Annotated in this window: 24 protein-coding genes; 18 read left to right on the top strand and 6 right to left on the bottom strand. The window is 63.9% G+C overall.

The genetic code is table 11. The features are described from left to right. Positions 1 to 12: 12 nt before the first annotated feature. Positions 13 to 570: a YggT family protein gene (locus NA29_RS16645; protein ID WP_039399685.1), complete on the top strand. Its 558-nt coding sequence runs from the start codon at positions 13 to 15 to the stop codon at positions 568 to 570. Here the strand turns inward: NA29_RS16645 and NA29_RS16640 are convergent. Then, positions 544 to 819 (bottom strand): hypothetical protein, encoded by a 276-nt coding sequence (locus NA29_RS16640; RefSeq protein ID WP_174555910.1) that lies wholly within the window; start codon positions 817 to 819, stop codon positions 544 to 546. The genes NA29_RS16645 and NA29_RS16640 overlap by 27 nt on opposite strands. 661 nt (positions 820 to 1,480) lie before the next feature. Here NA29_RS16640 and NA29_RS16635 point away from each other — a divergent pair. The 10 genes from NA29_RS16635 (at position 1,481) to NA29_RS16590 (ending at position 13,510) form a co-directional block, all read left to right on the top strand. Further along, positions 1,481 to 2,653: a MurR/RpiR family transcriptional regulator gene (locus NA29_RS16635; RefSeq protein WP_224786847.1), complete on the top strand. Its 1,173-nt coding sequence runs from the start codon at positions 1,481 to 1,483 to the stop codon at positions 2,651 to 2,653. Then, the gene (locus NA29_RS16630) at positions 2,650 to 3,606 is read left to right on the top strand and encodes an isoaspartyl peptidase/L-asparaginase family protein (protein WP_039399681.1); all 957 of its coding nucleotides are present in this window, start codon (positions 2,650 to 2,652) and stop codon (positions 3,604 to 3,606) included. The genes NA29_RS16635 and NA29_RS16630 overlap by 4 nt, the downstream gene beginning before the upstream one ends. A gap of 111 nt (positions 3,607 to 3,717) precedes the next feature. After that, on the top strand, positions 3,718 to 5,604 hold the full coding sequence (locus NA29_RS16625) for a dipeptide ABC transporter ATP-binding protein (protein ID WP_039399679.1): 1,887 nt from the start codon (positions 3,718 to 3,720) through the stop codon (positions 5,602 to 5,604). Between the two features lie 176 nt (positions 5,605 to 5,780). After that, complete coding sequence (gene gsiB / locus NA29_RS16620) at positions 5,781 to 7,340, top strand: glutathione ABC transporter substrate-binding protein GsiB (RefSeq protein ID WP_039399678.1); 1,560 nt, start codon at positions 5,781 to 5,783, stop codon at positions 7,338 to 7,340. Between the two features lie 156 nt (positions 7,341 to 7,496). Beyond that, a complete protein-coding gene (gene gsiC, locus NA29_RS16615) occupies positions 7,497 to 8,417 on the top strand; it encodes a glutathione ABC transporter permease GsiC (RefSeq protein WP_039399676.1) in 921 nt (306 codons plus the stop codon). A gap of 10 nt (positions 8,418 to 8,427) precedes the next feature. Further along, positions 8,428 to 9,333, top strand: a complete 906-nt coding sequence (gene gsiD / locus NA29_RS16610) for a glutathione ABC transporter permease GsiD (RefSeq protein ID WP_039399674.1) — start codon at positions 8,428 to 8,430, stop codon at positions 9,331 to 9,333. Positions 9,334 to 9,356: 23 nt separating this feature from the next. Further along, entirely contained in the window at positions 9,357 to 10,490 is a 1,134-nt protein-coding gene (locus tag NA29_RS16605) for a DmpA family aminopeptidase (protein ID WP_052253002.1), read from the top strand. An 81-nt stretch (positions 10,491 to 10,571) separates the two neighbouring features. Further along, the gene (locus tag NA29_RS16600) at positions 10,572 to 11,390 is read left to right on the top strand and encodes a M55 family metallopeptidase (protein ID WP_039399672.1); all 819 of its coding nucleotides are present in this window, start codon (positions 10,572 to 10,574) and stop codon (positions 11,388 to 11,390) included. Between the two features lie 297 nt (positions 11,391 to 11,687). Further along, entirely contained in the window at positions 11,688 to 12,638 is a 951-nt protein-coding gene (locus NA29_RS16595; protein WP_084103837.1) for a DUF4118 domain-containing protein, read from the top strand. A gap of 2 nt (positions 12,639 to 12,640) precedes the next feature. After that, entirely contained in the window at positions 12,641 to 13,510 is an 870-nt protein-coding gene (locus NA29_RS16590; RefSeq protein WP_039399670.1) for an alpha/beta hydrolase, read from the top strand. Between the two features lie 106 nt (positions 13,511 to 13,616). Here NA29_RS16590 and NA29_RS25815 read toward each other — a convergent pair whose 3' ends face one another. After that, positions 13,617 to 13,805 (bottom strand): hypothetical protein, encoded by a 189-nt coding sequence (locus NA29_RS25815; RefSeq protein WP_150777476.1) that lies wholly within the window; start codon positions 13,803 to 13,805, stop codon positions 13,617 to 13,619. Here NA29_RS25815 and NA29_RS16585 point away from each other — a divergent pair. From NA29_RS16585 to NA29_RS16570, 4 genes are all read left to right on the top strand, one after another. Next, entirely contained in the window at positions 13,804 to 15,009 is a 1,206-nt protein-coding gene (locus NA29_RS16585) for an ABC transporter ATP-binding protein (RefSeq protein ID WP_084103835.1), read from the top strand. The two genes, NA29_RS25815 and NA29_RS16585, sit on opposite strands and share 2 nt — an antisense overlap. Before the next feature lie 123 nt (positions 15,010 to 15,132). Continuing rightward, on the top strand, positions 15,133 to 16,437 hold the full coding sequence (locus NA29_RS16580) for an ABC transporter substrate-binding protein (protein ID WP_039399669.1): 1,305 nt from the start codon (positions 15,133 to 15,135) through the stop codon (positions 16,435 to 16,437). A gap of 81 nt (positions 16,438 to 16,518) precedes the next feature. Then, positions 16,519 to 17,394 (top strand): carbohydrate ABC transporter permease, encoded by an 876-nt coding sequence (locus tag NA29_RS16575; protein ID WP_039399667.1) that lies wholly within the window; start codon positions 16,519 to 16,521, stop codon positions 17,392 to 17,394. Beyond that, on the top strand, positions 17,391 to 18,293 hold the full coding sequence (locus NA29_RS16570; protein WP_224786846.1) for a carbohydrate ABC transporter permease: 903 nt from the start codon (positions 17,391 to 17,393) through the stop codon (positions 18,291 to 18,293). The genes NA29_RS16575 and NA29_RS16570 overlap by 4 nt, the downstream gene beginning before the upstream one ends. 134 nt (positions 18,294 to 18,427) lie before the next feature. Here the strand turns inward: NA29_RS16570 and NA29_RS16565 are convergent, their stop codons facing one another. The 3 genes from NA29_RS16565 to rarD all read right to left on the bottom strand — a co-directional run bounded on the left by NA29_RS16565 (position 18,428) and on the right by rarD (position 20,381). Beyond that, positions 18,428 to 18,889 carry a universal stress protein gene (locus NA29_RS16565; RefSeq protein ID WP_039403827.1) on the bottom strand — a complete coding sequence of 154 codons (462 nt, stop codon included), beginning with the start codon at positions 18,887 to 18,889 and terminating at the stop codon, positions 18,428 to 18,430. 212 nt (positions 18,890 to 19,101) lie between these two features. Then, entirely contained in the window at positions 19,102 to 19,356 is a 255-nt protein-coding gene (locus NA29_RS16560; RefSeq protein WP_052253000.1) for a hypothetical protein, read from the bottom strand. A gap of 107 nt (positions 19,357 to 19,463) precedes the next feature. Continuing rightward, complete coding sequence (rarD, locus tag NA29_RS16555; RefSeq protein WP_039399665.1) at positions 19,464 to 20,381, bottom strand: EamA family transporter RarD; 918 nt, start codon at positions 20,379 to 20,381, stop codon at positions 19,464 to 19,466. A 201-nt stretch (positions 20,382 to 20,582) separates the two neighbouring features. Between rarD and hisN the strand changes: the two genes are divergently transcribed. Next, on the top strand, positions 20,583 to 21,380 hold the full coding sequence (gene hisN, locus NA29_RS16550; protein WP_039399663.1) for a histidinol-phosphatase: 798 nt from the start codon (positions 20,583 to 20,585) through the stop codon (positions 21,378 to 21,380). 64 nt (positions 21,381 to 21,444) lie between these two features. Here the strand turns inward: hisN and NA29_RS16545 are convergent, their stop codons facing one another. After that, positions 21,445 to 22,776 (bottom strand): MATE family efflux transporter, encoded by a 1,332-nt coding sequence (locus tag NA29_RS16545; protein ID WP_039399662.1) that lies wholly within the window; start codon positions 22,774 to 22,776, stop codon positions 21,445 to 21,447. A 186-nt stretch (positions 22,777 to 22,962) separates the two neighbouring features. On the opposite strand from NA29_RS16545, the gene NA29_RS16540 reads away from it, so the two are divergent. Together NA29_RS16540 and aspT are read left to right on the top strand one after the other, a co-directional pair. Further along, positions 22,963 to 23,364 (top strand): YXWGXW repeat-containing protein, encoded by a 402-nt coding sequence (locus NA29_RS16540; RefSeq protein WP_052252999.1) that lies wholly within the window; start codon positions 22,963 to 22,965, stop codon positions 23,362 to 23,364. A 643-nt stretch (positions 23,365 to 24,007) separates the two neighbouring features. Further along, positions 24,008 to 25,696 (top strand): aspartate-alanine antiporter, encoded by a 1,689-nt coding sequence (gene aspT / locus NA29_RS16535; RefSeq protein WP_039399660.1) that lies wholly within the window; start codon positions 24,008 to 24,010, stop codon positions 25,694 to 25,696. Positions 25,697 to 25,732: the final 36 nt, after the last annotated feature.

Genomic DNA, 25,732 nt, shown 5'->3' with positions numbered 1-25,732 from the left:
GTTGGAGTCCAGATGCTCGTCGAAATCGCCCGTCTGCTGCTAGACCTTGTTTTCTCGCTATTCGGCGCTTTATTGCTTTTGCGTGTGTGGATGCAGGCGACGCGGTTGCCGCCGCGCAATCCGCTCTCTCAAGGCGTGTTCCAGTTCACCAACTGGATCGTGTTGCCGCTGCGGCGTGTCGTGCCGGGCGTTGGGGGGATCGACTGGGCGTGCGTGATCGGCGCGTGGATCGCGGCGATCCTTTATCTGGTGCTGATCACGGCTGTGGTGGGGGTGTCGCCGGTCACGGTGTTCCCGCGTGGCTTGCTGGTGGCGCTGGTGCTCGTCGCCAAGTGGGGCGCGAATCTGGTGATGTGGCTCACGCTGCTGATGGCCGTGCTGTCGTGGGTCAATCCGCGTGCCACGGCGATGCCGATTCTCCAGCACTTGCTTGATCCGCTGCTGCGCCCGCTTCGCCGCGTCATTCCGATGGTCGGCGGCTTCGATCTCTCGCCGCTGGCGCTGTTCCTGCTGATGCAGATTCTGCTGATCGTCCTGGCGCGCTTAAGCCTGTTCTTCGCGATGCTCTGACGCATCCGCGTTCGTGTGCGCAGGCAGCGATGCGGCTGCCTGCGGCACCCGTTCCAATCCAAGACGACGCAACACTCTGTGGCCGTCTTCGGTCACGCTCACTTTCGTTTGTCCCTCATCCACCGCCACATGCACCAGGCGCGCTTGCTCCAGCGCGGCGAGGTCGGGTGGTTCGAGCGCATCGGCATCGATGGGGCCCAGGGATGCGGCCGCCAGCAACAGCGTAGCGATTTCATGCGGACTCAGCATGGTCATGCTCCTTGAGGCGTATAGCTTTCACGTCGGCGTAATCGATGTTGCGACGCTGTGAATCTGTGATTGGCCGGATGCCCGAATCGAAAGGGCCGACTGACTCGACCGACCCGATCGGCCCCGCGACATCCTCTCGTCCAGCCCGATCGTCCCAACAGATCCGCCCGATCCAACCGATCCGATCCCGCGTCCCAGGCGTTCACCACCCTCGTCAACGACATCGGCACGATTCGTTCGATCACAGTAACGGGCGAATGTAAGCCCGTGACTACGCCATGTTTACCGCACGTTACGACTCGCCTCCGACCTGGCCTCCCCAGGCGGTCCAGTGACTGTCCTGTGAATCTGTTACCTGACGATTGAGTGATATCGAAGCGATATCTGAGTGACGCTGCGCGACGCTCAAGCGCCGTGCGCAGTGAAACCGTACTTCAGCGTCGGATTGCAAAGCCGCCGGCAAGTTCGTGCATTCGGGTTTCCCCTAGTATGCCCGCTTTTTACGTATGACGGAGGTCGTGCCCCCTTGTTTTGACAGGGTTTGCGGGCTGAGAAGAGGAAATACATCAGCGTTGGAAGCTCGATTGGCTGCATTTGAACTATTTTTTTTCTTTTGACGGGGTGTCGATGAAAATATACTTTCCTTCACTCCGAAGGATGGATGCAATTCATTTTCATGATCGACGCCGATTCGTTGCCCGCCGACTTGCCGCTCACTGAGCGCATCGTGCGAGCCATGCCCGAACTGACGCCCGCGCAGCAGCGCATGGCGGCGTTCGTGCTCGACAATACGTTTCGGGCCGCGACCATGCGCATCGACGAATTTGCCGACGCCGTTGGCGTGTCGCTCGCGACCGTCAATCGTTTCGCGCGCGCGCTCGGCTTCGACGGCTACCCGCAATGCCGTGCGGCCATGGTTCGCGGCTACGAGGCGACGCTGGCCCCCATCGAAAGCCTTCGCACGAGCAAGGCCCAGGCGAGCGACAGCGCGGACGTGATGGCAGCATCGCTTGCGCAGGCCATCGAGAATCTGGACTGGACCCGTCGCGCGCTCGACGCAGGTACGTGTGAGCGCGCCATCGAGTCGATTCTGCAAGCGCACCGTATTTACGTGCTGGGACTAGGGGCGAGCGGTTATCTCGCCGGTCTGCTGCATCACGGTCTCGATCCTTATTGTGAAAATGTGCAGTCGGTCGTCGGCGCAGGCGGATCGACGCATGCCGCGCGTCAGCTCTTCAAATTGCGCGAGGGCGATCTGGTGATCGCGCTCGGCTTCCCGCGCTACGTCTCAGATACCGTGACACTGTGCCGTCGCCTGCGCGGGCGCGGTGTGTCGGTGATGGTGCTCACGGACAGTCCGACGTCGCCGCTGGCACCGCTGGGCGATATCGTCCTCTTCGTGCGTAGCAAGCCGCGTCTGTCCAGCAACTCCGAAGCGAGCGTGCTGGCGATGATCGATGCCATTTGCGACGCCGTCGCGCAACGCGCGAAACACGCCGTGGACCGAGCCACCGAGCTGACAGATTTCCTGCTACCGTGGATCGACTCGGCGTCACAGAGTCCGTCGAACGCGCCCGCCAATGTGGCAAGAGCGGTGGCCAGAGCGCCGTCGCCTGTCGTGGGACGCGTCGCGACCACTGCCGCTACGGCCACCGCTGCCACCACTGCCACCGTCGCCGTGAAGTCGCTGTCGAACGCCGCCGCTGCGGCGACGCCCAGCACGCAGGGCGCACCGAATCCCGTCCATCAGACCGCACCCCGACATTCGAGTCATGCCAGCACTGCGTCCAGCGCGACGCCCGTCAGTCTGGACAGAAAGGACAACGCATCATGAGCCACGCCCAACGCGCCGTCATCGCCATTCACGGCGGTGCCGGAACGATCAGCCGCGACACGTCGCCCGAAGAACTCAAGGCATATCACGAGGCTCTGGCCGACGTGCTGCGCGCCGGTCAGGCCGTCCTGGCGGCGGGTGGCTCGGCGCTCGACGCGGTCACCGTAGCCGTGCAGCACCTCGAAGATTGCCCGCGCTTCAATGCCGGACGTGGTGCAGTCTTCACCCATGAAGGCACCCACGAACTCGACGCTGCGATCATGAACGGCACGACGCTCGACGCCGGCGCCATCGCCTGCGTTCACCGTGTGCGCAACCCGATTCTGGCTGCCCGCTCGGTGCTGGAGCGCAGCCCGCACGTGCTGCTCGTGGGCGAGGGGGCAGAAGCCTTCGCTGCGGCGAACGGGGCAGAACTGGTCGATCCCGAGTACTTCTTTACCGAGGCGCGCTACGCCCAGTTGCAGCGCGCGCTGGCGAGTGCTGCCGTGTCGCTCGATCACGACATGCCACTCAAGAAAGAGCCCATCGATCCGGACACGAAGTTCGGCACGGTCGGCGCAGTCGCCTGTGACATGCACGGCCATGTGGCGGCGGCGACCTCGACCGGCGGCATGACGAACAAGGCCATTGGCCGTGTGGGCGATTCGCCGCTGATCGGCGCGGGCTGTTACGCAAACGACGCCACGGCCGCCGTTTCGGCGACGGGCACTGGCGAGGCGTTCATTCGCGCCGTCGCGTGTTACGAAGTGGGGGCGCTGATGGCCTATGCGGGCCTGTCACTGGCCGATGCCGCCGAGCGCGTCATTCGCGAGCGCCTGCCGCGCGTGGACGGTCGAGGCGGTCTGATTGCCGTGGACGCACAGGGCAACGTGGCGCTGCCGTTCAACACGGAAGGGATGTATCGCGGCGTGGCCCGTGTCGGCGAGACGCCGGTGACGGCCATTCACGAATAACGTCCATGAATATCGCCTGACGTCTCAGGACGGCGGGCCGGACAGGGCGGGACCGGAGACGGCAACGCCCTTGGCAACAGATTCGGCAAGTGAAGATTAGCGAGGACAGGCGTGGCTGAGCGTAAGACAACCCCAACCATTTCGTTGCCCGACGAGCGTGTGCTCGACGTGAGCGGCATCTCCGTGCAGTTCGCGACCTCCGAGCGCGTGGTCACGGCCGTGCGCGACCTGTCCTTCCATGTCGACCGGGGCGAGACGCTCGCCATCGTCGGCGAATCCGGCTCCGGCAAGTCCGTGACGTCGCTGGCCGCCATGCGTCTCGTGGAAAACGGCGGCGGACGCATCACGCAGGGCACGATGATCATGCGCCGCCGCAACGGCAAGCTGGTCGACCTCACGCGTGCAAGCGGTCACACCATGCGCAGCATCCGGGGTGCCGACATGGCGATGATCTTCCAGGAGCCGATGACGTCGCTCAATCCGGTGTTCCCGGTCGGCGAGCAGATCGCCGAGTCGATTCGCCTGCACCAGGGCAAAGATGCCGCCGCCGCGCGTGCCGAAGCCCTGCGCATGCTCGAACTCGTCCGCATCCCCGAAGCGCGCCGGGTGCTCGGCCGTTTCCCGCACCAGCTCTCGGGGGGTATGCGTCAACGGGTGATGATCGCGATGGCGCTCTCGTGCAAGCCGGGTTTGCTGATCGCGGACGAACCGACCACCGCCCTCGACGTGACCATTCAGGCGCAGATCCTGCAACTGATTCGCGCGTTGCAGGACGAGATGCACATGGGCGTGGTGTTCATCACGCACGACATGGGGGTGGTGGCCGAGGTGGCCGATCGCGTGCTGGTCATGCACCGCGGTGACAAGGTCGAAGAAGGCAAGTCGGCGGAGATCTTCGCCGCGCCGCGCGAGCGCTACACGCAGGCGTTGCTCTCGGCCGTGCCGCGTCTCGGTTCGATGCAAGGCACCGATCTGCCCGCACGCTTCCCGCTGCTGCGCTACGACGCACCGCCCGACGCCAAGCCCGCAGCCGAAACGCCGCAACCGACGGTCAAGACCGATGCCGGTCCGATCCTGCGCGTGAAGGATCTCGTGGCGCGCTTCGACGTGCCGTCGGGCTTCTTCGGCCGCGTGAAGCAACGTGTGCACGCGGTCGAGCGAGTGAGTTTCGATCTGTATCCCGGCGAAACGCTGGGCCTCGTGGGCGAATCGGGGTGCGGCAAGTCGACGACCGGCCGTGCGCTGCTGCGTCTGGTCGCGAGTCAGGGCGGCTCCATCGAGTTCGGCGGCAAGCCGATTCACGATCTCGCAGGCCGCGCCTTGCAGACGCTGCGCCGCGATATCCAGTTCATCTTCCAGGACCCGTTCGCCTCGCTCGATCCGCGTCTGACGGTGGGCTTCTCGATCATGGAACCGCTGCTGGTGCATGGTGTGGCGAGCGGTGCCGAAGCCGAAAAGCGCGTGGCGGAATTGCTGGAGCGCGTAGGTCTGCCCGCCGAGTACGCCCAGCGTTATCCGCATGAATTCTCGGGCGGTCAGCGTCAGCGTATCGCCATCGCGCGTGCACTGGCGCTCAAACCCAAGGTCGTGATCGCCGACGAATCCGTCTCGGCGCTTGACGTCTCCGTGCAGGCCCAGATCATCAACCTGATGCTCGACCTGCAAAAGGAGTTCGGCATTGCGTTCCTTTTCATCTCGCACGACATGGCGGTCGTGGAGCGCATCAGCCACCGCGTGGCGGTGATGTTCCTCGGCCAGATCGTCGAAATCGGCCCGCGTCGCGCGATCTTCGAAAACCCGCAACACCCATATACGAAGAAGCTGATGTCGGCAGTGCCGATTGCCGATCCTGCGCGTCGTCACGCCAAACGCGAACTGCTCACGGAAGAGATTCCGAGCCCGATCCGCGCGCTGGGCGACGAGCCGCAAGTGCAGCCGCTGGTCGAAGTCGGCGCGGGGCACTTTGTCGCGCGCCATCGCGTGGCGGGTGCCTACTGATTCGCATGGTGCGCACGTCGTAAGCCGAACCCGTTTTCCCCGGGGGCGATGGCTTCGCTCCCGGTAGTTTCAGGCAGTACCTTTTGCAGTTCATGTTGTCACCATAATGCCCGCCAAGTGGCGCAGTCCTGCGACTCGCCCGGGGCGACCCCGTCAGACCAGAAGGAGAAAGACAGATGTCGAAAAACGTTTTGTTGGGCGCTCGCTGGAAAACCGCGCTCGCGTCCGTCGCTGTTGCGTCCGCCGTATTCGGTGCAACCCCTGCGTTCGCCGCCAAGGATGTCGTGATGGCCGTGCAATCGACCTTCACGACGATGGATCCTTACGATGCGAACGACACGCTGTCGCAAGCCGTCGCCAAGTCGTTCTACGAGGGCATGTTCGGTTTCGACAAGGACATGAAACTCATCAACGTGCTGGCCGATAGCTACACGGTCTCGCCGGACGGTCTCGTCTACACGATCAAGCTCAAGTCGGGTGTGAAGTTCCAGGACGGCACGACCTTCGACGCCGCCGCCGTGAAGGCGAACTTCGACCGCGTGACGAACCCGGAAAACAAGCTCAAGCGCTACAACCTGTACAAGGAAATCGCGAAGACGGAAGCCGTCGATGCGCACACGGTGAAGTTCACGCTCAAGGAGCCGTTCTCGCCGTTCATCAACACGCTGGCACACCCGTCGGCCGTGATCATCTCGCCCGAAGCGCTCAAGAAGTACGGTAAGGACATCGCTTCGCACCCGGTCGGCACCGGCCCGTTCGAATTCGTCGAATGGAACCGCACCGATTACGTGAAGGTGAAGAAGTTCGACGGCTACTGGAAGAAGGGCTATCCGAAGGTCGACACGATCACCTTCAAGCCGGTGGTGGACAACAACACGCGCGCGGCTGTGATGCAGACGGGCGAAGCCGGTTTTGCCTTCCCGGTGCCGTATGAGCAGGCCGAAGGTCTGAAGTCGGGCGGCAAGGTGGACGTGATCGCCGGTCCGTCGATCATCCAGCGCTACGTGAGCTTCAACACGAAGCAAAAGCCGTTTGACGACGTGCGTGTGCGTCAGGCCATCAACTACGCTATCAACAAGGAAGCGCTGGTGAAGGTGGCCTTCTCAGGCTATGCCACGCCGGCCGACGGTGTGGTGCCGAACGGCGTCGACTACGCGGCCAAGACCGGCCCGTGGCCGTACAACCCGGCCAAGGCCAAGGAACTGCTCAAGGAAGCCGGTTATCCGAACGGCTTCGAGACCGTGCTGTGGTCCGCCTACACGTACACGACGGCGCAGAAGGTGATCCAGTTCGTGCAGCAGCAACTGGCGCAGGTCGGCATCAAGGCGCAAGTGCGCGCGCTCGAAGCCGGTCAGCGTGTCGAGCTGGTCGAGTCCGCACCGGATCCTGACAAGGCGCCGGTGCGCATGTACTACGTGGGCTGGTCGTCGTCGACGGGTGAAGCCGACTGGGCGCTGCGCCCGCTGCTGGGCTCGGAATCGTTCCCGCCGAAGCTGTTCAACACGGCGTACTACAAGAACGATGCGGTCGATGCGGACTTCAACAAGGCGCTGCTCACGACGGACCGTGCCGAGAAGACGAAGCTGTACACGGACGCACAACAAAAGATCTGGAACGACGCGCCCTGGGCGTTCCTCGTGACGGAAAAGCTGCTGTACGCACGTAACAAGAACCTGACCGGCGTGTACACGATGCCTGACGGTTCGTTCAACTTCACCGACATCTCGATGAAGTAATCGCGTGGCGCGTGTGGGCCCCGGCGTTCCGGGGCTTCGCGCGAGCGATGCGAGTGTGATGTTCCCCGCGCCGCCCGGCCCAGCCAAGCAGCTTCGACGCTGGCGGCGCGGTCTACCGCAAGACATGGTTTCGGCAAGACGTTCGGCAAGACTGCGATGCTCAATTACTTTCTCAAACGCCTGCTCGGCCTGATCCCCACGCTGCTGATCGTGGCCGTGCTGGTGTTCGCCTTCGTGCACATGCTGCCGGGCGATCCGGCGCGTCTGGCCGCCGGTCCGCAGGCGGACGAGGCGACCGTGGCGCTGGTGCGTCAGGATCTCGGCCTCGATAAGCCGCTGCTTACGCAGTTCACGTCCTTCATCACGAACGCCGTGCGCGGCGATTTCGGTCTGTCGATGCGCAGCAAGCAGCCGGTCTCGCAAGAGATATCCAGCCGCTTCCTGCCGACGCTGTGGCTCACGCTGGTGAGCATGGTGTGGTCGGTGGTGATCGGTATGGGGCTGGGTGTGGCCTCGGCGGTGTGGCGTAATCGCTGGCCGGATCGGCTGGGCATGACCTTTGCCGTCTCCGGTATCTCGTTCCCGGCATTCGCGCTGGGCATGCTGCTGATGCAGATTTTCTCGGTGCAGCTCGGCTGGTTGCCGACCATCGGGGCCGACTCGTGGAAGAGCTACATACTGCCCTCGATTACGTTGGGCGCGGCCGTGGCCGCCGTGATGGCACGCTTCACGCGCTCGGCCTTCGTCGAGGTGCTGCATGAAGACTTCGTGCGTACCGCGCGTGCGAAGGGCCTCAATGAAATGCGCGTCGTGTTCAAGCACGCGCTGCGTAACGCCATGATCCCCGTCGTCACGATGATGGGGTTGCAGTTCGGTTTTCTGCTCGGCGGCTCGATCGTCGTCGAGGTGGTGTTCAACTGGCCCGGACTGGGACGCCTTCTGATCGACTCAGTCGAGATGCGCGACTACCCGGTGATTCAGGCGCTGGTGCTGCTGTTCTCGCTTGAGTTCATTCTGATCAACCTCGTGGTCGACGTGCTGTACGCCGTCATCAACCCGACCATTCGCTACAAGTGAGGCAAGCACAATGAGCGCAAGCCAACCGACAACGGCCGCGAACGCGGCGACCGCCAGCAACACCCGCGTACGCACGCCGTGGCGCGAATTCTGGCGCAAGTTCAAGAAACAACATATCGCCATGGTCGCCGGGGCCTTCGTGCTGGTGCTGGTCGTCGTCGCGATTCTCGCGCCGCATCTGGTGCCGTTCGACCCGGAGAACTTCTTCGACTACGACGCGCTGAATGCGGGACCGTCTGCCAAGCACTGGTTCGGCGTCGACTCGCTCGGCCGCGACATCTTCAGCCGTGTGCTCGCCGGTTCGCGAATCTCGCTCGCTGCGGGCTTCGGCTCGGTCGCGCTCGGCGCGATCATCGGCACGGTGCTCGGCCTGCTGGCCGGTTATTACGAAGGTTGGTGGGATCGCATCGTCATGCGTATCTCCGACGTGCTGTTCGCCTTCCCGGGCATTCTGCTGGCCATCGGCGTGGTGGCCGTGCTGGGTAACGGCATGATCAACGTGATCGTGGCGGTGGCCATCTTCTCGATTCCGGCGTTCGCCCGCCTCGTGCGCGGTAACACGCTGGTGCTCAAGCATCTGACGTACATCGAAGCGGCGCGCTCCATCGGGGCGTCCGACTGGACGATCATCATGCGGCACATTCTCCCCGGAACGGTGTCGTCCATCGTCGTGTACTTCTCGATGCGTATCGGCACGTCGATCATCACGGCTGCGAGCCTGTCGTTCCTCGGTCTGGGCGCACAGCCGCCGACGCCGGAGTGGGGCGCAATGCTCAACGAAGCGCGCGCCGACATGGTCAACGCCCCGCATATCGCCATCTTTCCGAGCCTGGCCATCTTCCTGACCGTGCTTGCCTTCAACTTGCTGGGCGACGGTCTGCGCGACGCGCTCGATCCGAAGCTCGACCGGCACTGATATTCCCGCAGGAGCGCGAAGCCATGCCCCCGTCAGAATTTCGCGAAGCCTTGTTCGGCGCGCCTCACGTGGGGCAACTGCCCGCCGGGGCGCGCGATGCGATCACCGATGTGCCCGGCGTGTTCGTCGGACACGTCACGCTTGAGGACGGTCCGGTGCAGACCGGTGTCACCGTCGTGTGCCCGACACCGGCCTCTGCCGTCGATACGAACGGCAGGGGCGGCGCGCCCGACGCCTCCGCCCCCCACGTCCGGTGGGACCCGTTCCGCAACAAGATTCCTGCCGCCGCCGCTGTGATCAATGGCTTCGGCAAGAGCGTCGGTCTCATGCAGATCGAGGAGCTTGGCGTGATCGAAGCGCCGCTGGCGCTCACCAACACCTTCTCCGTCAGTCAGGTCGTTCTGGGGCAACTGCGCGCTGCCATTGCTGCGAACCCCGACATCGGGCGCGGCGGTCCGTCGCTGAACCCGACCGTGTTCGAGTGCAACGACGGTTACCTGAACGATATGCAGGCGTTCGCCGTTTCGGACGCGCACTACGCACAGGCACTGGCGAATGCGTCGCCGGTGTTCGCACAGGGCGCGGTGGGGGCCGGGCGAGGCATGTCCAGCTTCGGCCTCAAGGGCGGGATTGGTTCTGCGTCGCGCGTGGTGGAGACGGCAGGGGCGACGTTTACCGTCGGCGTGCTGGTGCTGTCGAACTTCGGACGCCCCTCGCAGCTGACGATTGACGGGCGCCACGTCGGCCCGGTGCTCGACGAACGCCTTGCCCAGCCTGAGCAAAGCGCGGCGCCCGAGCGTGGCTCGATCATCATGCTCGTCGCCACCGATGCGCCGCTCGACGCACGCCAGTTGCGCCGCGTCGCGACCCGCACCGGCGCGGGGTTGGCTCGCACCGGCTCCGTCTACGGTCACGGCAGCGGGGACGTCGCACTTGCCTTCACCACCGGTTACACGGTGCCGCACGACGCACTCGGGCGTGTCGCGCCCGCAGCGCTGGTGCCCGATGCGTTACTCGATCCGATTTTCCAGGCGACGGCCGACGCCACCGAGCAGGCCATCCTGCACGCGTTGTTCGCCGCCGAGTCGGTTCTTGGACGTGATGGTCACGTGCGCCGCGCGCTGGCCGACGTACTGCCCGATTGGGCAACGCTTTGAATACAGCCCGGCGCAGTCCGGCGAGCCCGGGAAACCCCATCGATGACACTGCCGAGACATTGCTGAGATATTGATGACACTATGCGAATCCTGATCTCCACCGACATCGAAGGCGTTGCAGGCGTCTTTCATGCCGAACAGACCCGCGCCGGAAATGGCGAATACGAACTTGCCCGTCGCTGGATGACGCGCGAGGCCAATGCCGCCGTCGAAGGCGCATTCGCGGGCGGCGCGACCGAAGTGATGGTCAACGACTCGCATGGGAGCTTCCGCAATCTGCTGCCGGATGAACTCGACCCGCGCGCCCGTCTGGTGATGGGCAAGCCGCGTTATCTGAGCATGGCCGCTGGCGTGGAAGCCGGGTGCGACGCGATGTTCATGATCGGTTTTCACGGCAAGGCGCAGAGCGCTGGCATTCTGGCCCACACCATCAACAGCTTCGCCTTCGCGCGCGTGTGGCTGGGCGGCGTGGAAGCGGGCGAAGCGATGATCTACGGCGCGCTTGCAGGCGAGCGCGGCGTGCCGGTGGTCATGGCCAGCGGCGACGACGTGTTCGTCGAGGAAACGCAACCGATTTTCCCGTCCGCCCATTTTGTGCAGACGAAGTCGGCGTGGGGGCAGGGTAGCGGCATGACGCTCAACCCGGCACAGTCGTGCGACCTGATTCGCGAGGCCGCGAAAGTGTCGCTGGCCGACTCGCGCAAGTGGCATACCTTCAAGGTGGAAACGCCGGTTGAAGTGCGTCTGCAAACACAGACCACGGCGCTGGCCGATCTCTTCTGTCAATGGCCGACGCTGGAGCGCGTCGACGGCGTGACATTGCAGTTCGAAGCGCCCACCGTGGAGGCGGCCGTTCGCATGCTCAATTGCCTCTCGGCCATGTCTTCCATGCTGCGCTGAAGGCATCGAAATCCGCAGAAAACGTCCCCCAAAAGGCCCCGTATCCTTTTGATTTGCAGGGTTTTGTCGAGTTTTGTCACCGGTTTTTCCCTGTCAACCGAACCGGCACTGGCCGCGCAGCCGCGCCAGTGCTGGATCGGACATTTCCATGTTGTTAAGGCGCGACTGAATTAGGGTTTGATGCCCCCGAACGTCAAGAGCGGACGTGCGATAATCCGTAATATTTTGTAACAGGTGTGCCGCCCTTTAGAGCACAACCTCGGATTATTGAGCGTCGACAAACGTCGGCGGTGAATCATGGATATCAGAAACGCCCGACGTTGGGCGGAGCCCGGCGCCAAGCGGTATGTCGGTGCGTTAATGGTGGTACTCGCTGCGTTCCTTGTTCGCAGCCTCCTGCATCCGGTGCTCGATCACTCGATGCCAGGCCTCTTTTTTGTTTGCGCGGCCATCATCGTCGAGTTCGTCTGGGGTCTGGGGCCCGCGATCATGGCGATGGTCATCAGCATCCCCATTTTCGATTTTTTCTTCGTGCCGCCGTTTCGCGACGTTGCCCAACTGGATCGTCGCGATGTGCTTATCGTCACCGGCTTCCTGATGATCACGCCGCTTGCCGTGGCGCTGATCGAGCGGCTGCGTCGCGCGCAATATCGCGCCGAGCTGATCGCCGAGGTGGCGCAGACGCGATACGAAATGCTGTTGCGCGCCGAGAACGAGCGCATGGTGCTGACCGATTCGGTGCAACTGGGCAACGCCCTGATGACGTACCTGACGAAGCACCTGGACTCGATCTTTTATCTGGCGAACCCGGCCTCGCATTACGTCTTCATCGATGAGCACTTCCGGCGCGAGACGGGCGTGACGCCGGAGGTCGCCAAGCGCGAGGGACTGCGCGCACTGCTGCATCCGGACGACGCGAAGCGCATGGCAGGTCTTTTCTCGCTCGACGTCGAGCCGCCGCCGCACGGTGCTTACAACTTGCGCGTGCGTACGCGCGACGGTGGCTACGACCTGATCCACTGCGAGCTTCAGCATTTCCGCGCGCATGTGGGGACTTATGTGATTCTGCGATTGCACTCGGGGCCGACGGTGCGCCCGGTGACGTCACTTCATACGCTGTCGCAGGCATCCACGGCCAACCGTTCAGATAGCACGACCAGCAATAAGAGTGAACCGAAGACCGGCACACCTGACCGGCGCGAAGTTAGTGAAGTTTCGGAGACGCCTGTCGTCTCCGACGGGGTTTGACCATGTTTCAAGAAGACATTTTCTACAAGGGCGGCGCACACGCCGTGCTGCTGTTGCCGGGACTCTCGAGCACACCGCTCGAAATGCGTCCGGTCGCCAAGGCGTTGCATCGCGACGGGTACACCGTGTCGGTGCCCCATATCGAAGGCTACGGCCTCGGCTCTCCGTGCACGCACTGGCGCGAGTGGATCGCTGCCGCGCGCGCGAAGTATCGCGAGTTGCGCGACACGCACGAAACCGTCTCGCTTTGCGGGCTGAGCATGGGCGCGACGCTCAGTCTGGCCGTGGCCGAAGAGGAGCCGGACGTCACGGCGATCTCGGTGCTGGCCGTCACGCTCGTGTACGACGGCTGGACGATTCCGCTCGCGTATCCGCTGCTGGATTTGCTGTATCACTTGCCGTTCGGCAATCGCTACCGCTACTACGAAAAAGCACCGTTCGGGCTCAAGAACGAGCGGCTGCGTGCGCGTGTCGAGAAATCCATGTCGCTGCACGACGCGTCGGAAATCGGCTCGGCGTCGCTGCCCATCGAACATCTGTATAACGCGCGACGGCTTGCCTCTCACGTGCGCAACCGTCTCGATCGTGTAACGGCGGATTGCCTCATCGTCCATGCTGTGGATGACGACACGGCCAGCCCGCACAACGCGCGCATCGTGTACAACGGCGTGTCGTCGGAAGTGAAGCAGAAATGCCTGCTTGGCGAGAGCTATCACATCCTCACGATGGACAACGAGCGCGAGACCGTCGCCGACGAGACGCGTCGTTTCTTCCGCGACGCGGTGGCGCGTCGCACCGGTGCCGCGACGTCCGAGACCCGCATCATCTCCAAGGCGCTGTTGCGCGCCAAGCGCCGTCAGGCCGCAGCCTGAGCGTCATCTCACGGGCGTCGTCTCCCGACGCCCGACATCCCCGCAGTTCATGAAGTCGCACACGCTTTCGCAAGCGTGTGCGACGTTCTTTTGGATAGCTGAATTTTCACGCGACGAGAGAAGCATCGGGCCTGCACATGCCTTCGCCAGGCTGATCGGATGCCTGACATTCCTGTCCCGCGAGAGCCGCGCCGGGACGGGTGCACACGATGTCATCAAACTGCCATCGATAGCCGGTTAAGGTCGGGTTTTTCCGATCCAGCCGCCTTTGCGCGGCCAGCGCATATCCGCTCATGTCATCGCTCGTCATCGAATCCGTCAGCAAGCAGTGGGGCGACACACACGCGCTCCAGGATGTGAGTTTCTCGGCCGACGCGGGCTCGCTGGTCGTTCTGCTCGGCCCGTCGGGTTGCGGCAAGTCGACACTGTTGCGCATGATCGCCGGTCTCGATACGCCGACGAGCGGCCGAATCCTGCTCGGCGGCGACGACGTTACGGCACTGCCGCCAGCGCGTCGCAAGCTCTCGATGGTGTTCCAGTCCTACGCGCTGTTCCCGCATCTTTCCGTGCGCGAAAACCTGCTGTTTGGCCTGCGCGTGCGTCGCGAGCCGACGCGCGATTACCCGCAACGCCTCGCCCGCGTGGCGTCGTTGCTCGGGCTGGAGCCGTATCTGGACCGTAAGCCGTCGCAGCTCTCGGGCGGCCAGCAGCAGCGTGTGGCGCTGGGGCGTGCGGTCATCGCGCAGACGTCTGTGTGTCTGATGGACGAACCGCTCTCGAATCTCGACGCGCAGCTGCGTCAGGAAATGCGTCGTGAAATCCGCGCGCTGCAACAGCAGCTCGGCATGACGCTCATCTACGTCACTCACGATCAGACCGAAGCGATGAGCATGGCCGATCAGGTCGTGCTGCTGCGTCACGGCCGGATCGAACAGCACGGTGCACCGCACACGCTGTACGCCACGCCGTCGACGCGTTTTGCCGCGAGCTTCATCGGCACGCCGCCGATGCATCTGCTCAAGCTGGTGCGTCATGGCGATGCGCTCGTGCCCGCCGGACAAACCGGCCCTGCGCTCGCGCCGGCCGGTTCGCGCGACGCCGCGCTGCTCGGACTGCGTCCGGAACACGTTCGCGCCGTCGCGCCGACCGCTGTGGGTGCGGTGCTCGCGACGGTAAGCGCAGTCGAGTATCTGGGCGCGGACACGCTTGTCGCGTGTGCGCTCGGCGACGCGGGCGAGATCGCCACGCGCGTGCCGGGCCATCGGCCGTTCCTGCCCGGTGACGCGATCGGCTTGCAGTGGGATGCCGCCGATCAGCATGTGTTCGACGCGACCTCTGGCGAGCGCGTGAGCGATGCAACGCTGAACGTGAGCCCACGGATCGCGCCGTCGACGTCGTTGCCTGCATCGCCCGTCGCGGCGCAGACGCCGGACGCCATGTCGCCACAAGCCCCGCAAACCATGGAGGCCAGGGCGTTGACGCCGGAACAACACGCCTGAATCAGGGCGGGGGCCAGCATCGGCCGGATTACACGGCCGGAAACACGGCCGGAAACACGGCCGGGCGGCAAAACTTCACTACCAGTCACATCACCACTACGCTTTCATGGGGAACCCAGGAACATGCGACGCACGATTCTGAAAACGTTTGCGGCCAGTCTGGCCACGCTGGCATTGAGCGGTCTGACGAGCCACGCCATCGCGCAACAGAAGCCCGTTGAGCTCCAGTTCTATTACCCGGTCGCCGTGGGCGGCCCGGTCACGAAGATCATCAACGATCTGGTGGCGGACTTCGAGAAGGACCATCCGTCCATCAAGATCAAACCCGTATACGCCGGTTCGTATCAGGATTCGGTGGTCAAAGCCCTGACCGCTGCGAAGGCCGGTACGCCGCCGCAACTGGCTGTGCTCGCCGCCGCCGACGTCTTCACGCTGATCGACGAAGACGCCGTCGTGCCCATCGACAGCATTGCCAACACACCCGCCGACAAGCAGTGGCTCGACAGCTTCTACCCGGCGCTGATGCTGAACTCACGCATCAACGGTCACACCTGGGGCGTGCCGTTCCAGCGCTCGACCATCGTCATGTACTGGAACAAGGATGCCTTCCGCGAAGCGGGTCTCGATCCGGACCGCGCCCCGGCGAACTGGGACGAACTCGTGAGCTACGCGCAGAAGCTGACCAAGCGCGATGCTTCGGGCAACGTGACGCAGTGGGGCATCAAGGTGCCGTCCGTCGGCTTTGCCTACTGGCTGTTCCAGGCATTCACCACGCCGGCGGGCATCGAGCTGATGAATCCGGCCGGCACGAAGACGTTCCTCAACGCGCCGCAAGCCGTGCAGTCGCTGCAATACTGGGTCGACCTCACGACCAAATACAAGGTCATGCCCACCGGCGCAATCGAGTGGGGTACCACGCCGAAGGACTTCCTCGAGAAGAAGACCGCGATCATCTACACGACGACCGGCAACCTGACCAATATCCGCACCAACGCTTCGTTCCCGTTCGGCGTGGGCAAGATGCCGACGAAGGTGCGTGGCGGTAGCCCGACGGGCGGCGGCAACTTCTACGTCTTCAAGAAGTCGACGCCGGAAGAAAAGCAGGCGGCCATGACGTTCATCAAGTGGGCCACCACGCCTGAGCGTGCCGCGCAGTTCGGTATCGACACGGGTTACGTCGCCGTGACGCCGGCCGCGTGGGAAACCCCGGCCATGAAGGCGTACGTGCAGAAGGTGCCCGCCGCAGCCGTGGCGCGCGATCAGCTCGGCGTGAGCGTTGCCGAGTTCTCGACGCACGACAACCAGCGCGTGACGAAGGCGCTGAGCGACGGCCTGCAAGCTGCGCTCACGGGCACCAAGTCGCCCCAGCAGGCGTTGGACGATGCGCAGCGTGAAGCGGATCGTATCCTGCGTCCGTATGCTCGCTGATGGTTGTGTTGAAGCTGCTGCAGTGCATTAGTCTGTAGAAGCCCGGGGCCCGGCCCCGGGTGTTGAACCGATGGACCGACGATGAACCGTTCTTCCGCCTCATGGGTGCCCTGGCTGCTGTTGTTACCGGCGCTGGTGCTGCTGGTCGCCTTCACTCACTATCCTGCCGTTGCGACGCTATGGCATAGCGTGTTCTCGACCGCGCGTGCCGGCGTATCGTCCGTGTATGTCGGTGCCGAGAACTATCAGGCGCTCGTCGACGATCCCGTCTTCTGGCAGGCGCTGCGCAATAACCTGCTGTTCGCACTGATCACGGTGCCCGTGGCGATCGTGCTGTCGATCGTCATGGCGCTGTGGGTGCATCGTCAGGTACCCGGGCGCGCGCTGCTACGTCTGGCGTACTTTACGCCAGCGATCTTGCCGATGATCGCCGTGGCGAACATCTGGCTCTTCTTCTACACGCCGCAGTACGGTCTCATCGCGCAGATCTCGCAGGCGTTCGGTTGGGGCGATCACAACTGGCTCGGACAGCCAGGCACCGCGCTGCCCGCGCTCATGATCGTGACGATCTGGAAAGAGGCCGGTTTCTTCATGATCTTCTATCTGGCCGCGTTGCAGCAGATCTCGCCGACGCTCGCCGAAGCGGCGGCGCTCGAAGGGGCGTCGCGCTGGCAGTTCTTCCGTCGCGTGCAATGGCCATTGCTGATGCCCACGACCGTGTTCGTGGCGATCAATGCGGTCATCAATGCGTTCCGACTGGTCGATCACGTGGTGGTAATGACGCGCGGTGGTCCCGACAACGCCACACAATTGCTCCTGTACTACATCTACCAGGTGGCTTTCAGTTTCTGGGATACATCGTACGCGGCAGCGCTCACGGTGGTGCTGCTCACGCTGCTCGCCATCGTCGCTTTCGTGAAATTCCGTCTGCTCGACTCACGTACGCATTACCAATGACGACTTCTGCCAATCCCTCTTCTGCCACGGGGACGTCGAACGCATCCGCCGGTGCGGGCAAAGCGTCTGCGTCGCTTCCTGCCTTCTGCGCAACGGGACGCGCCAACCTCCTCGACGTGACCGGCGCATGGCTGCTCGGCTTGCTGTGGCTGCTGCCGCTGCTCTATGGTGTCTGGAGCGCGATTCATCCGTCGGCCTATGCCACGCGCTTCGTGCTCGACGCGCCGCTCACGCTGGAGAACTTCGTTCACGCGTGGCAGGCCGCGCCGTTCGGACGCTATCTCATCAATACGTTCGTGCTGGTAACGGTGATTCTCGTGGCGCAAATCGTACTCGCCACGCTTGCGGCCTACGCGTTCGCACGCTTCACGTTCCGGGGCAGCGAAGTGGCGTTCATGATCGTGCTGCTGCAATTGATGGTCATGCCGGACGTGTTGATCGTCGAGAACTACCGCACCATCGCATGGATGGGGCTGCGCGACACGATTCTGGGCATTGCGCTGCCGTACTTCGCGTCGGCATTCGGCATCTTCCTGTTGCGGCAAGCGTTCAAGACGGTGCCGCGCGAGCTGGACGATGCGGCCCGCGTGGAGGGCGCTAACGCGTGGCAGGTGCTGTGGCGCGTGTACGTGCCGCTCGCGCGACCGGTGTATGTGGCGTATGCGCTCGTGTCGATCAGTCACCACTGGAACAACTTCCTGTGGCCGCTGATCGTGACGAACTCGGTGGAGACGCGTCCGCTGACCGTCGGTTTGCAGGTCTTCGCGGCGACCGATCAGGGCATCGACTGGTCGTTGATTACCGCTGCGACGCTTATGACCGCTGCACCGCTGTTCATCGCATTCCTGCTGTTTCAGCGTCAGTTCGTGCAGTCGTTCATGCGCGCAGGGATTCGCTGAAAGCAAAACGGCACGCGGGGGCGCGTGCCGTTTTGCCGTCTGACTTATCTTCGCCTGACGTAGCGACCTTTTCGGACTGCGTTCAACGAGCTGGAAGGGCGGACGTCAGGCAGAGGGGCGAAGCGTTTTCGAAGTTATTTGTCGGCGGCCTTGACCAGCAGCACCGGTACCGTGGTGATGCGCAGCAGCGTTTCGGCTACGCTGCCCAGCAGCAGACGGTTGATGCCGCGACGTCCGTGCGTGCCGAGCACGATGACATCGGCGTTCCATTCTTGCGCTTCACGCAGCACGGCGTCGGCGATCTCGTCGGTGCCCGCTTCGAGCGTGATCCGCTTCGTCTCGGCATCGACACCGCGCTTTTGCAGTTCGGCCTTTGCATTGGCCAGAATCTCGTCCGTTTCCTTTTCGAACGACTCCTGGCTCTCCAGGGGCACGAAGCCGCTGTAGGCACCGGCGGCGTAGGCGTTGGCGAGGGACGGCACGACCGAGACCAGGCGAATCTTGCCCTGGCTGAGTGCAACGAGTTTGACCGCTTCGTCGATGGCGCGGTTCGAGGGCGTGCTGCCGTCGATCGAAACCAGAATGCGTTCGTACATGATGGTGTCCTCTTGGGGCTGAAAATGCGTGCGGCAATCGGGAAAACGCATACCATTCTCGCACCGCGTGCCCTGAAAGTCATCCCAGCCTCGGGGAGGGACTTTGACCGCGCGCAATAACCCATCGGAATGCCAACAGCCGGCGCGCGCCTGGTTGAGGTGCGGTGCCAGCAGTCGAAACGTGAGTGAGAGGTGCGTTGTAAGAGGTGCGCTTAGCTCGGGTGACAGGCGATCACGAGATTGGCGACGCCACCGTTCACGTCGCGCGTGAGGATGTCGTATCCCTTTTGCGCGCACTGTGTGCGGGCGCGCTGGTCGCAGTCGCCCGAATTGGTGGCGGAGCACTGAATTTGCTGCGTGGCGCGTCCGTCGGAAGTGAACAGCGGTGCAGACGTGCCGCAGGCGGACAGCGTCACCGTGAGAAGCCCCGAGGAAAGCAGAATGGCGGTTCTGGCGAGATTTTTCATAGTCGTTGTCGTACAAGCTTGCGCGAGTATAACGCGCCGATGTTGCCTTGCATGACGTAGTGCCCAACAACCCACAGCCAACCTCGCAGTCAGCCCCACCGCGAGCCTTACAGCGGTGCAGTCTCTTCTGCGGGACGGCGCAACCGCTGGCGGCGCAGCGTGCGCACGCTGTCGAACACGATGAGCGCCACGCCGATCCAGATCGGCACGTACGTCCATAGCCCGCGCTCGGTGAAGGGCTCACCCAACAGCGTGATCGAGACGGCGAACAGCAGCACCGGCTCTACGTAGCCAAGAATGCCGTAAAGCCCGATAGGCAACACGCGTGCGGCGGCGAACGTGCTGGCGAGCGCGCTCGCGCTGAGCAGCCCCAGCGCAGGCAGCCAGAACCAGAAGCGCGGCTCGGCGAGCACCGGCGCATTTTGCGCCCACGCGTGCCAGATCAGGAAGACGGCGACCGGCGCCATCGCGAGCATCTCCAGAATGAAGCCGCTCAGGGCGTCCAGATGCAGGCGGCGGCGCAGCAGGAAGTAGGGCGGGTAGCCGAACATGATGACGGCCGTCACCCAGGACAGCGCCCGCGTCGCCCACAGTTCATGCGCGACCCCGAGCGCGGCGAACACGACAGCGGCTGTCTGCAAGGGGCTCAGGCGCTCCTTGTAGACGGTGCGACCCGCCAGCACCATCGTGAGCGGCAACAAGAAGTAACCGAGCGAGGCGTCGAGCATGCGCTGTTGCAGCGGCGCCCAGACGAACAGCCAGAGCTGAACGGCCAGCATCGCAGCGCACAACAGGACCGCGCCGAGCAGCGCGGGGCGGTGAAAGACGTGCGAGAACGTGCTGCCGACGATTTCCCAGCGGCGCAGCGCCGTGACGATGACCAGCGTGCCGGGCAGGGTGAGCAGGATGCGCCATGCGAAGACGTCCAGTCCCGAGAGGGGCGACAATTGCGCCACGAGCGCGGGCATGACGGAAAACATGACCGACGCCGATACGGAAAGCATCACGCCGCGACCGGAAAGCATGGGAGTCCTGTGAGAGGGGGCAAATCAGGCCGCGAGCATAGCAAATTTGCACCAGTATTGGGCACTCCCTGCGCACGGCACGCGAGGTATATTGGTGCGCCCAATGTCGTCGTCGCGTCACCACCGAACGCGTATCATCGCGATTCACCGAGTGATTTCACCATTGCCGCACCGTGCGGCACCTTTGCAGGAGATTCGTGCATGTCGTCCGTTCCCGCTGTTGCCGAATATGCGGCGTTCGCCGCCTCGCTTGCCGACGCCGTCCGCCCGCTGTCGATGGGCTGGTTCCGCCGTCGTCTTGCGGTCGACGACAAGGCCGACGAAAGCCCCGTCACGATTGCCGACCGCGAAGTCGAAACGGCGCTGCGCGAGAAGATCGCCGAGCGTTACCCGTCGCACGGCATCTGGGGCGAGGAATTCGGCAAAACCGGCGTGGACGCCGAGTTCGTCTGGTCGGTCGACCCGATCGACGGCACGCGCAGCTTCATCACGGGGCATCCGCTGTGGGGCACGTTGCTCGCGCTGCTGCAAAACGGCAACCCGGTTGTCGGTGTGATCGATATGCCTGCCACGGGCGAGCGCTGGGTGGGGGTGAACGACGCCGCTGCGGGCGTGCGCGAAGCGCGCTTCGGTGGCGAGCTGTGCGCGACGAGCCCGGTCACGACGCTGGCTGACGCGACCGTCTATGCCACGTCTCCCGACATTTTCGATGCCGCGGAGTATGCCCAATTCGAACGCCTGACGAAGGCGGTCAGCCGTCGCCGTTTCGGTGGCGATTGTTACGCCTACGGGCTGCTCGCGAGCGGGCACATCGAACTGGTGATGGAGGCGGGCTTGCAGACGTACGACTATCTGGCGGTCGCGCCGGTGGTCGAGGCGGCCGGTGGCGTCATTACCGATTGGGAGGGCAAGCCGCTCACGCTCACTTCGCAAGGACAGGTGCTGGCGGCCGCCAACGCCGAACTGCACGCGGCGGCGCTGGCTTGTATTCGGGGCTGAGGCCGCTGCAGGCCTCGTCGTGAATGGACGGGGCGTGCAGGCCCGTCCCCTCAGATCGTCTGAATCAAGCGGCCTGACGGGGCATGCCGCGCCAGATGCGGGGCAGCAACATGCCAAGGACGATGCCGCGTGTGGCAAGGAACGCCATCAGGGCGACCCACAAGCCGTGATTACCCCACGCCGCGAGCGTGAAGGGCATGACGGTGCCAAACACCAGCAGGCCGATCAGCGACGACGTGAGCAATTCGCGCGTACGCGTCGCGCCGATGAAGACACCATCCAGCTGAAAACACCAGACGGCGACGATGGGCGAGAGGATCGCCCACGGCAGGAATTCGCGTGCGGTTTCGCGTAGTGTCGCCTGATCGGTGAGCGCGTCGATGATGACGCCGCCCGCCATCGCGTAGACGAGCGCGAACGCCACGGCGCATCCGAGCGCCCATCCCAGCGAGAGTCGGATTGCATGCAAGAGCGCCTGCCGTTGCCGCGCCCCGATGTAGGCGCCTACGAGTGCTTCGGCGGCATGCGCGAAGCCGTCGAGGCCGTAAGCCATGAACGTCTGAAAGTTCAGCAGCAGGGCGTTGGCGGCAAGCGTGGTGTCGCCCAGACGCGCTCCCACGCGTGCAAACCACGCGAACGCGAGTTGCAGAAACAGCGTGCGCAGGAAGATGTCGAGATTCAGGCGCAGCAGACGCCAGAGCGCTGCGCGCTCGATGAGCGTGGCCACCCGCAGCGGCGGCAGATTGGGCGTGCGCGCAAGCCAGAGCAGCCACGCGCCCAGCGCGAATCCGAGCAGATCGGCCAGCGCCGTCGCCCAGGCAATGCCCGCCACACCCCAGCCGAAGCCGCTAACGAAAGCGAGCACGGCGACGATGTTCACCACATTGATGAACACTTGCACTGCCAGACCCTGACGCACGCGCTGACACGCAAGCAAATAGCCCAGCACCACGTAATTGCCGAGCGCGAAGGGCGCGGCGAGGATACGGATGCTGGCGTACTCCCGTGCCAGCGCCTGCACTTGCCCGCTGCCGCCGAGCCACGAGACGCCCAGCGACACCAGCGGCACGCGCAATACGAGCAACACCGCACCGATGCAGAAGGCCAGCGCCAGCGCACGGGCGAGTGTGTCGCGCAGCCGTTGCGCATCTCGCGCGCCGAAGGCCTGCGCCGCGAGACCGGTCGTGCCCATGCGCAGGAACGAGAATCCCCAGAAGATCAGGTTGAGCAGCAGCCCGCCGAGGGCGACACCGCCCAGATAAGCCGGGCCTGGCAAATGACCGGCCACGGCAGTGTCCACGGCCGAGAGCAGGGGCTGGGTGAGATTGGCGAGCACGATCGGCACCGCCAGACGAAGCAATTGCCGGTGACCGGCGGCCGCAGGGGCAGGGTTCATGAGTGAGCGTTGCGGCAGCCGTTCATGGCGGCGCCGTCGGAATCCGCACGGGGCGGCAGGTTGTGAGTGCGCCGATTATAAGGTTTCGTGACGATATGACACGCATCGCGCGCGCTCTGGGCCGATGATGCGGGTAAGCGGACGGTACAATGTGTCACTTCTCTGTCTTCACTGAAAGTCTGCGCAATGTCGTCTTCGTCGCTTTCGATCATCGCACCCGCCACGCCTGTGACGTCCGTCATGACCTTTCTCGCCGCACGTCGCCGCCATGCGCTTGTGGTCGCACTGTGTCTGGCAAGCCTGCCTGCGTTGGCCGACGTGACGCTGCAACGCGGCCCGCCGCCGCCGCGCTTCGAAGATCCGCACGCCGCCCCCAAGGGCGAGTTCTGGGTGCCGGGCTACTGGCAATGGAAGGACGGCCGCTACGACTGGGTGGACGGCCACATGGAAGCCAAGCGCCCCGGCATGCGCTACACCCCGCCGCATTGGGAAGAGACCGGTGTCCATGAATGGACGCTGCGCGACGGCAAGTGGGACGCCACCGGCTGGGGGCCGGGCACCATCCACGAAATCCGCGCACCGAAGTAACGAGTCACGCCCTCGTCCATCGTCCTACGACGTCATGCGCCATCCATCACGCGATGGCGACGGCTTTCGGGCGCTTCGGCAGCCGTATCCCCCTGCGGCATCCTGTCGCGAAACTTGAAAAATTTTCATCTATCCTCTCTGCGATTTTCCTCAGTCCCGACGGCGCGATCACGCAGTTTCGCGGGCGGCGTCGACGTGCCGCCCGAGTGGCCGACGTTCGTCGACTATTGGTCAGGATTCCGACATAGTGGGTGAAATTGTGGGCTTGACGCGCACAAGGTGGAGACCTTACGCAAAACCTGTTGACACGTCCGGAACGTTGAACAACACTATGCCCACACCGCGTCGCCTCGAAATGCGGAACAGTCGCAGATAGCGTAATTTTAATTATTTGTGCTACCTGATTGCGCGACGATCGCGTGATTTGCGCAAGTGATAAGTGCGCCGTGTGCGCCTTCCCTACATAACTACCTGGCGGTTCCCGCATAGGTGCAAAACGTACGACCGAAGCATGGTCTGCAGTCTCCCGATTGCCGTGGCTGATGCCGCGACAATCTGTCGTTCTCTGAAGTCTCGTATGCCGGACGTATGCCGCCAAGTGCGGTAGCCCGTCGCCGAAGTGCGACATGTGGCAGGAGCCTGTATGCAGTGTTCAGTTCCGCTGTTCGATGCTGTGCCGTTGATCACCGTGTTCGTCTGCGTCGTCCTGGGCCAACTGCTCGGGCGAATCAAGTTCGGCCCTATTCAGCTCGGTGGTGTGTGCGGTGCGCTGCTTGTCGCATTGCTCGTGGGACAGACCGGCTGCATGGTCGAAGGCTCGCTCAAGGATTTCGCCTTTGCGCTATTCATCTTTGCGATGGGCTTTTCCGCCGGTCCGCAGTTCGTTGAAAACTTGAACCTGCGCGGCCTGCGCTTCGGCGTTCTCTCCATCATCGAAGTGGTGTTCGTGTTCGGCATCGTGATGCTGGCCGTGAAATTCCTCAGTCTCGATCCGGGCACGGCGGGTGGCCTGGCAGCCGGTGCGGCAACGGAGTCGGCGATGGTCGGCACCGCCATCGAAGCGCTGGGACGCCTCGGCCTCGATCCCGAAGCCTTCAAGGCCTGGCAGGCCAACGTCGTCACGGCTTATACGCTGACCTACGTGTTCGGCCTCATTACCATCGTCCTGTTCACCAATCTGATCGCCCCGCGTTTGCTCGGTATCGATCTGAAAGCCGACAGCGCACGTCTCGCCAAGGAAATGGAGGACGAGAACGGCGACGAACTCGGCGCACCGGCCGCGCCCGATCTGGTTGGGCGCAGCTATCGCGTGGCGCATCCCGGACTTACCATTGCCGCGCTCGAAGCCTCGCTGGACGGCCGTGTCGCTGTCGAGCGGGTACGCCGCGCCGCGACGCAAGTGGCCGTCGCACAAAACCTCACGCTGGAGGTGAGCGATGAGCTGCTGCTTGTTGGCCGTCGCGACGCCATGCTCGAAGCGCACGCGCTCATCGGCCCGGAAGTTGCGGGCACCGAGACGGGCGATATCGTGCTCGTGGAGCGCGATTTCATCATGACGAACAAGGAAGCCGAAGGGCGCACCGTAGCCGATCTGCGTCGCGAAGCGCCGGTCGAGCTGCGCCACGGCGTGTTCGTCAAATCCGTCAAACGCATGGGCATGCAGTTGCCGTCGCTCAACAAGATTCCGCTGCAGCGTGGCGACGTGGTGACGCTGCAAGGCTTGCAGGAAGACGTCGAACGCGCGGGTGCCGTGATGGGCAAATCCGTGCCGTACGGCAACAAGACAAGCCTGATCTTCCTGGGGCTTGCGTTGATCGTGGGCCTTTGCATCGGGCACTTGTCGGTGCACATCGGCGGCGCGCCAATGACGCTCGGCTCGGGCGGTGGTGCGCTGGTCTCGGGGCTGGCCAGCGGGTGGCTGCTGTCGCGTCGGCCGACGTGGGGCACGTTCCCGCCGGCGGCTTACGAATTGCTCAAAGACCTCGGGCTGGCGGTGTTCGTGGTGTGCGTCGGCCTGTCGGCCGGGCCGCAGGCGGCGGTGCTGCTGCGCGAACACGGTATGGCGTTGCCGGTCGTGGGAATCTGCGTTTCGCTCATTCCGGCGCTCGTGTCGCTGTGGGTGGGCCACAAGTTGCTGCGCATCGATGGCCCGATTCTGATCGGCGCCATCGCAGGCCAGCAGGCAAGCACGCCTGCCATCAGCGCAGTGGTGCAAACCGCGAACAGCGCATTGCCGGTCGTGGGGTACACGGTGACGTACGCCCTGTCGAACGTGCTGCTGCCGCTTATGGGACCGGCGGTGGTTTTCGTCGCCCATCAGTTTTCGCGTTAGCGAGTCGGCGCTGGCTCCCCCGCCAGCGGCCGCATT

Source organism: Pandoraea sputorum (assembly GCF_000814845.2).
GTDB lineage: Bacteria > Pseudomonadota > Gammaproteobacteria > Burkholderiales > Burkholderiaceae > Pandoraea > Pandoraea sputorum.
The sequence above is the reverse complement of the archived record's forward strand: the minus strand, read 5'-3'. Positions and strand labels throughout refer to the sequence as shown.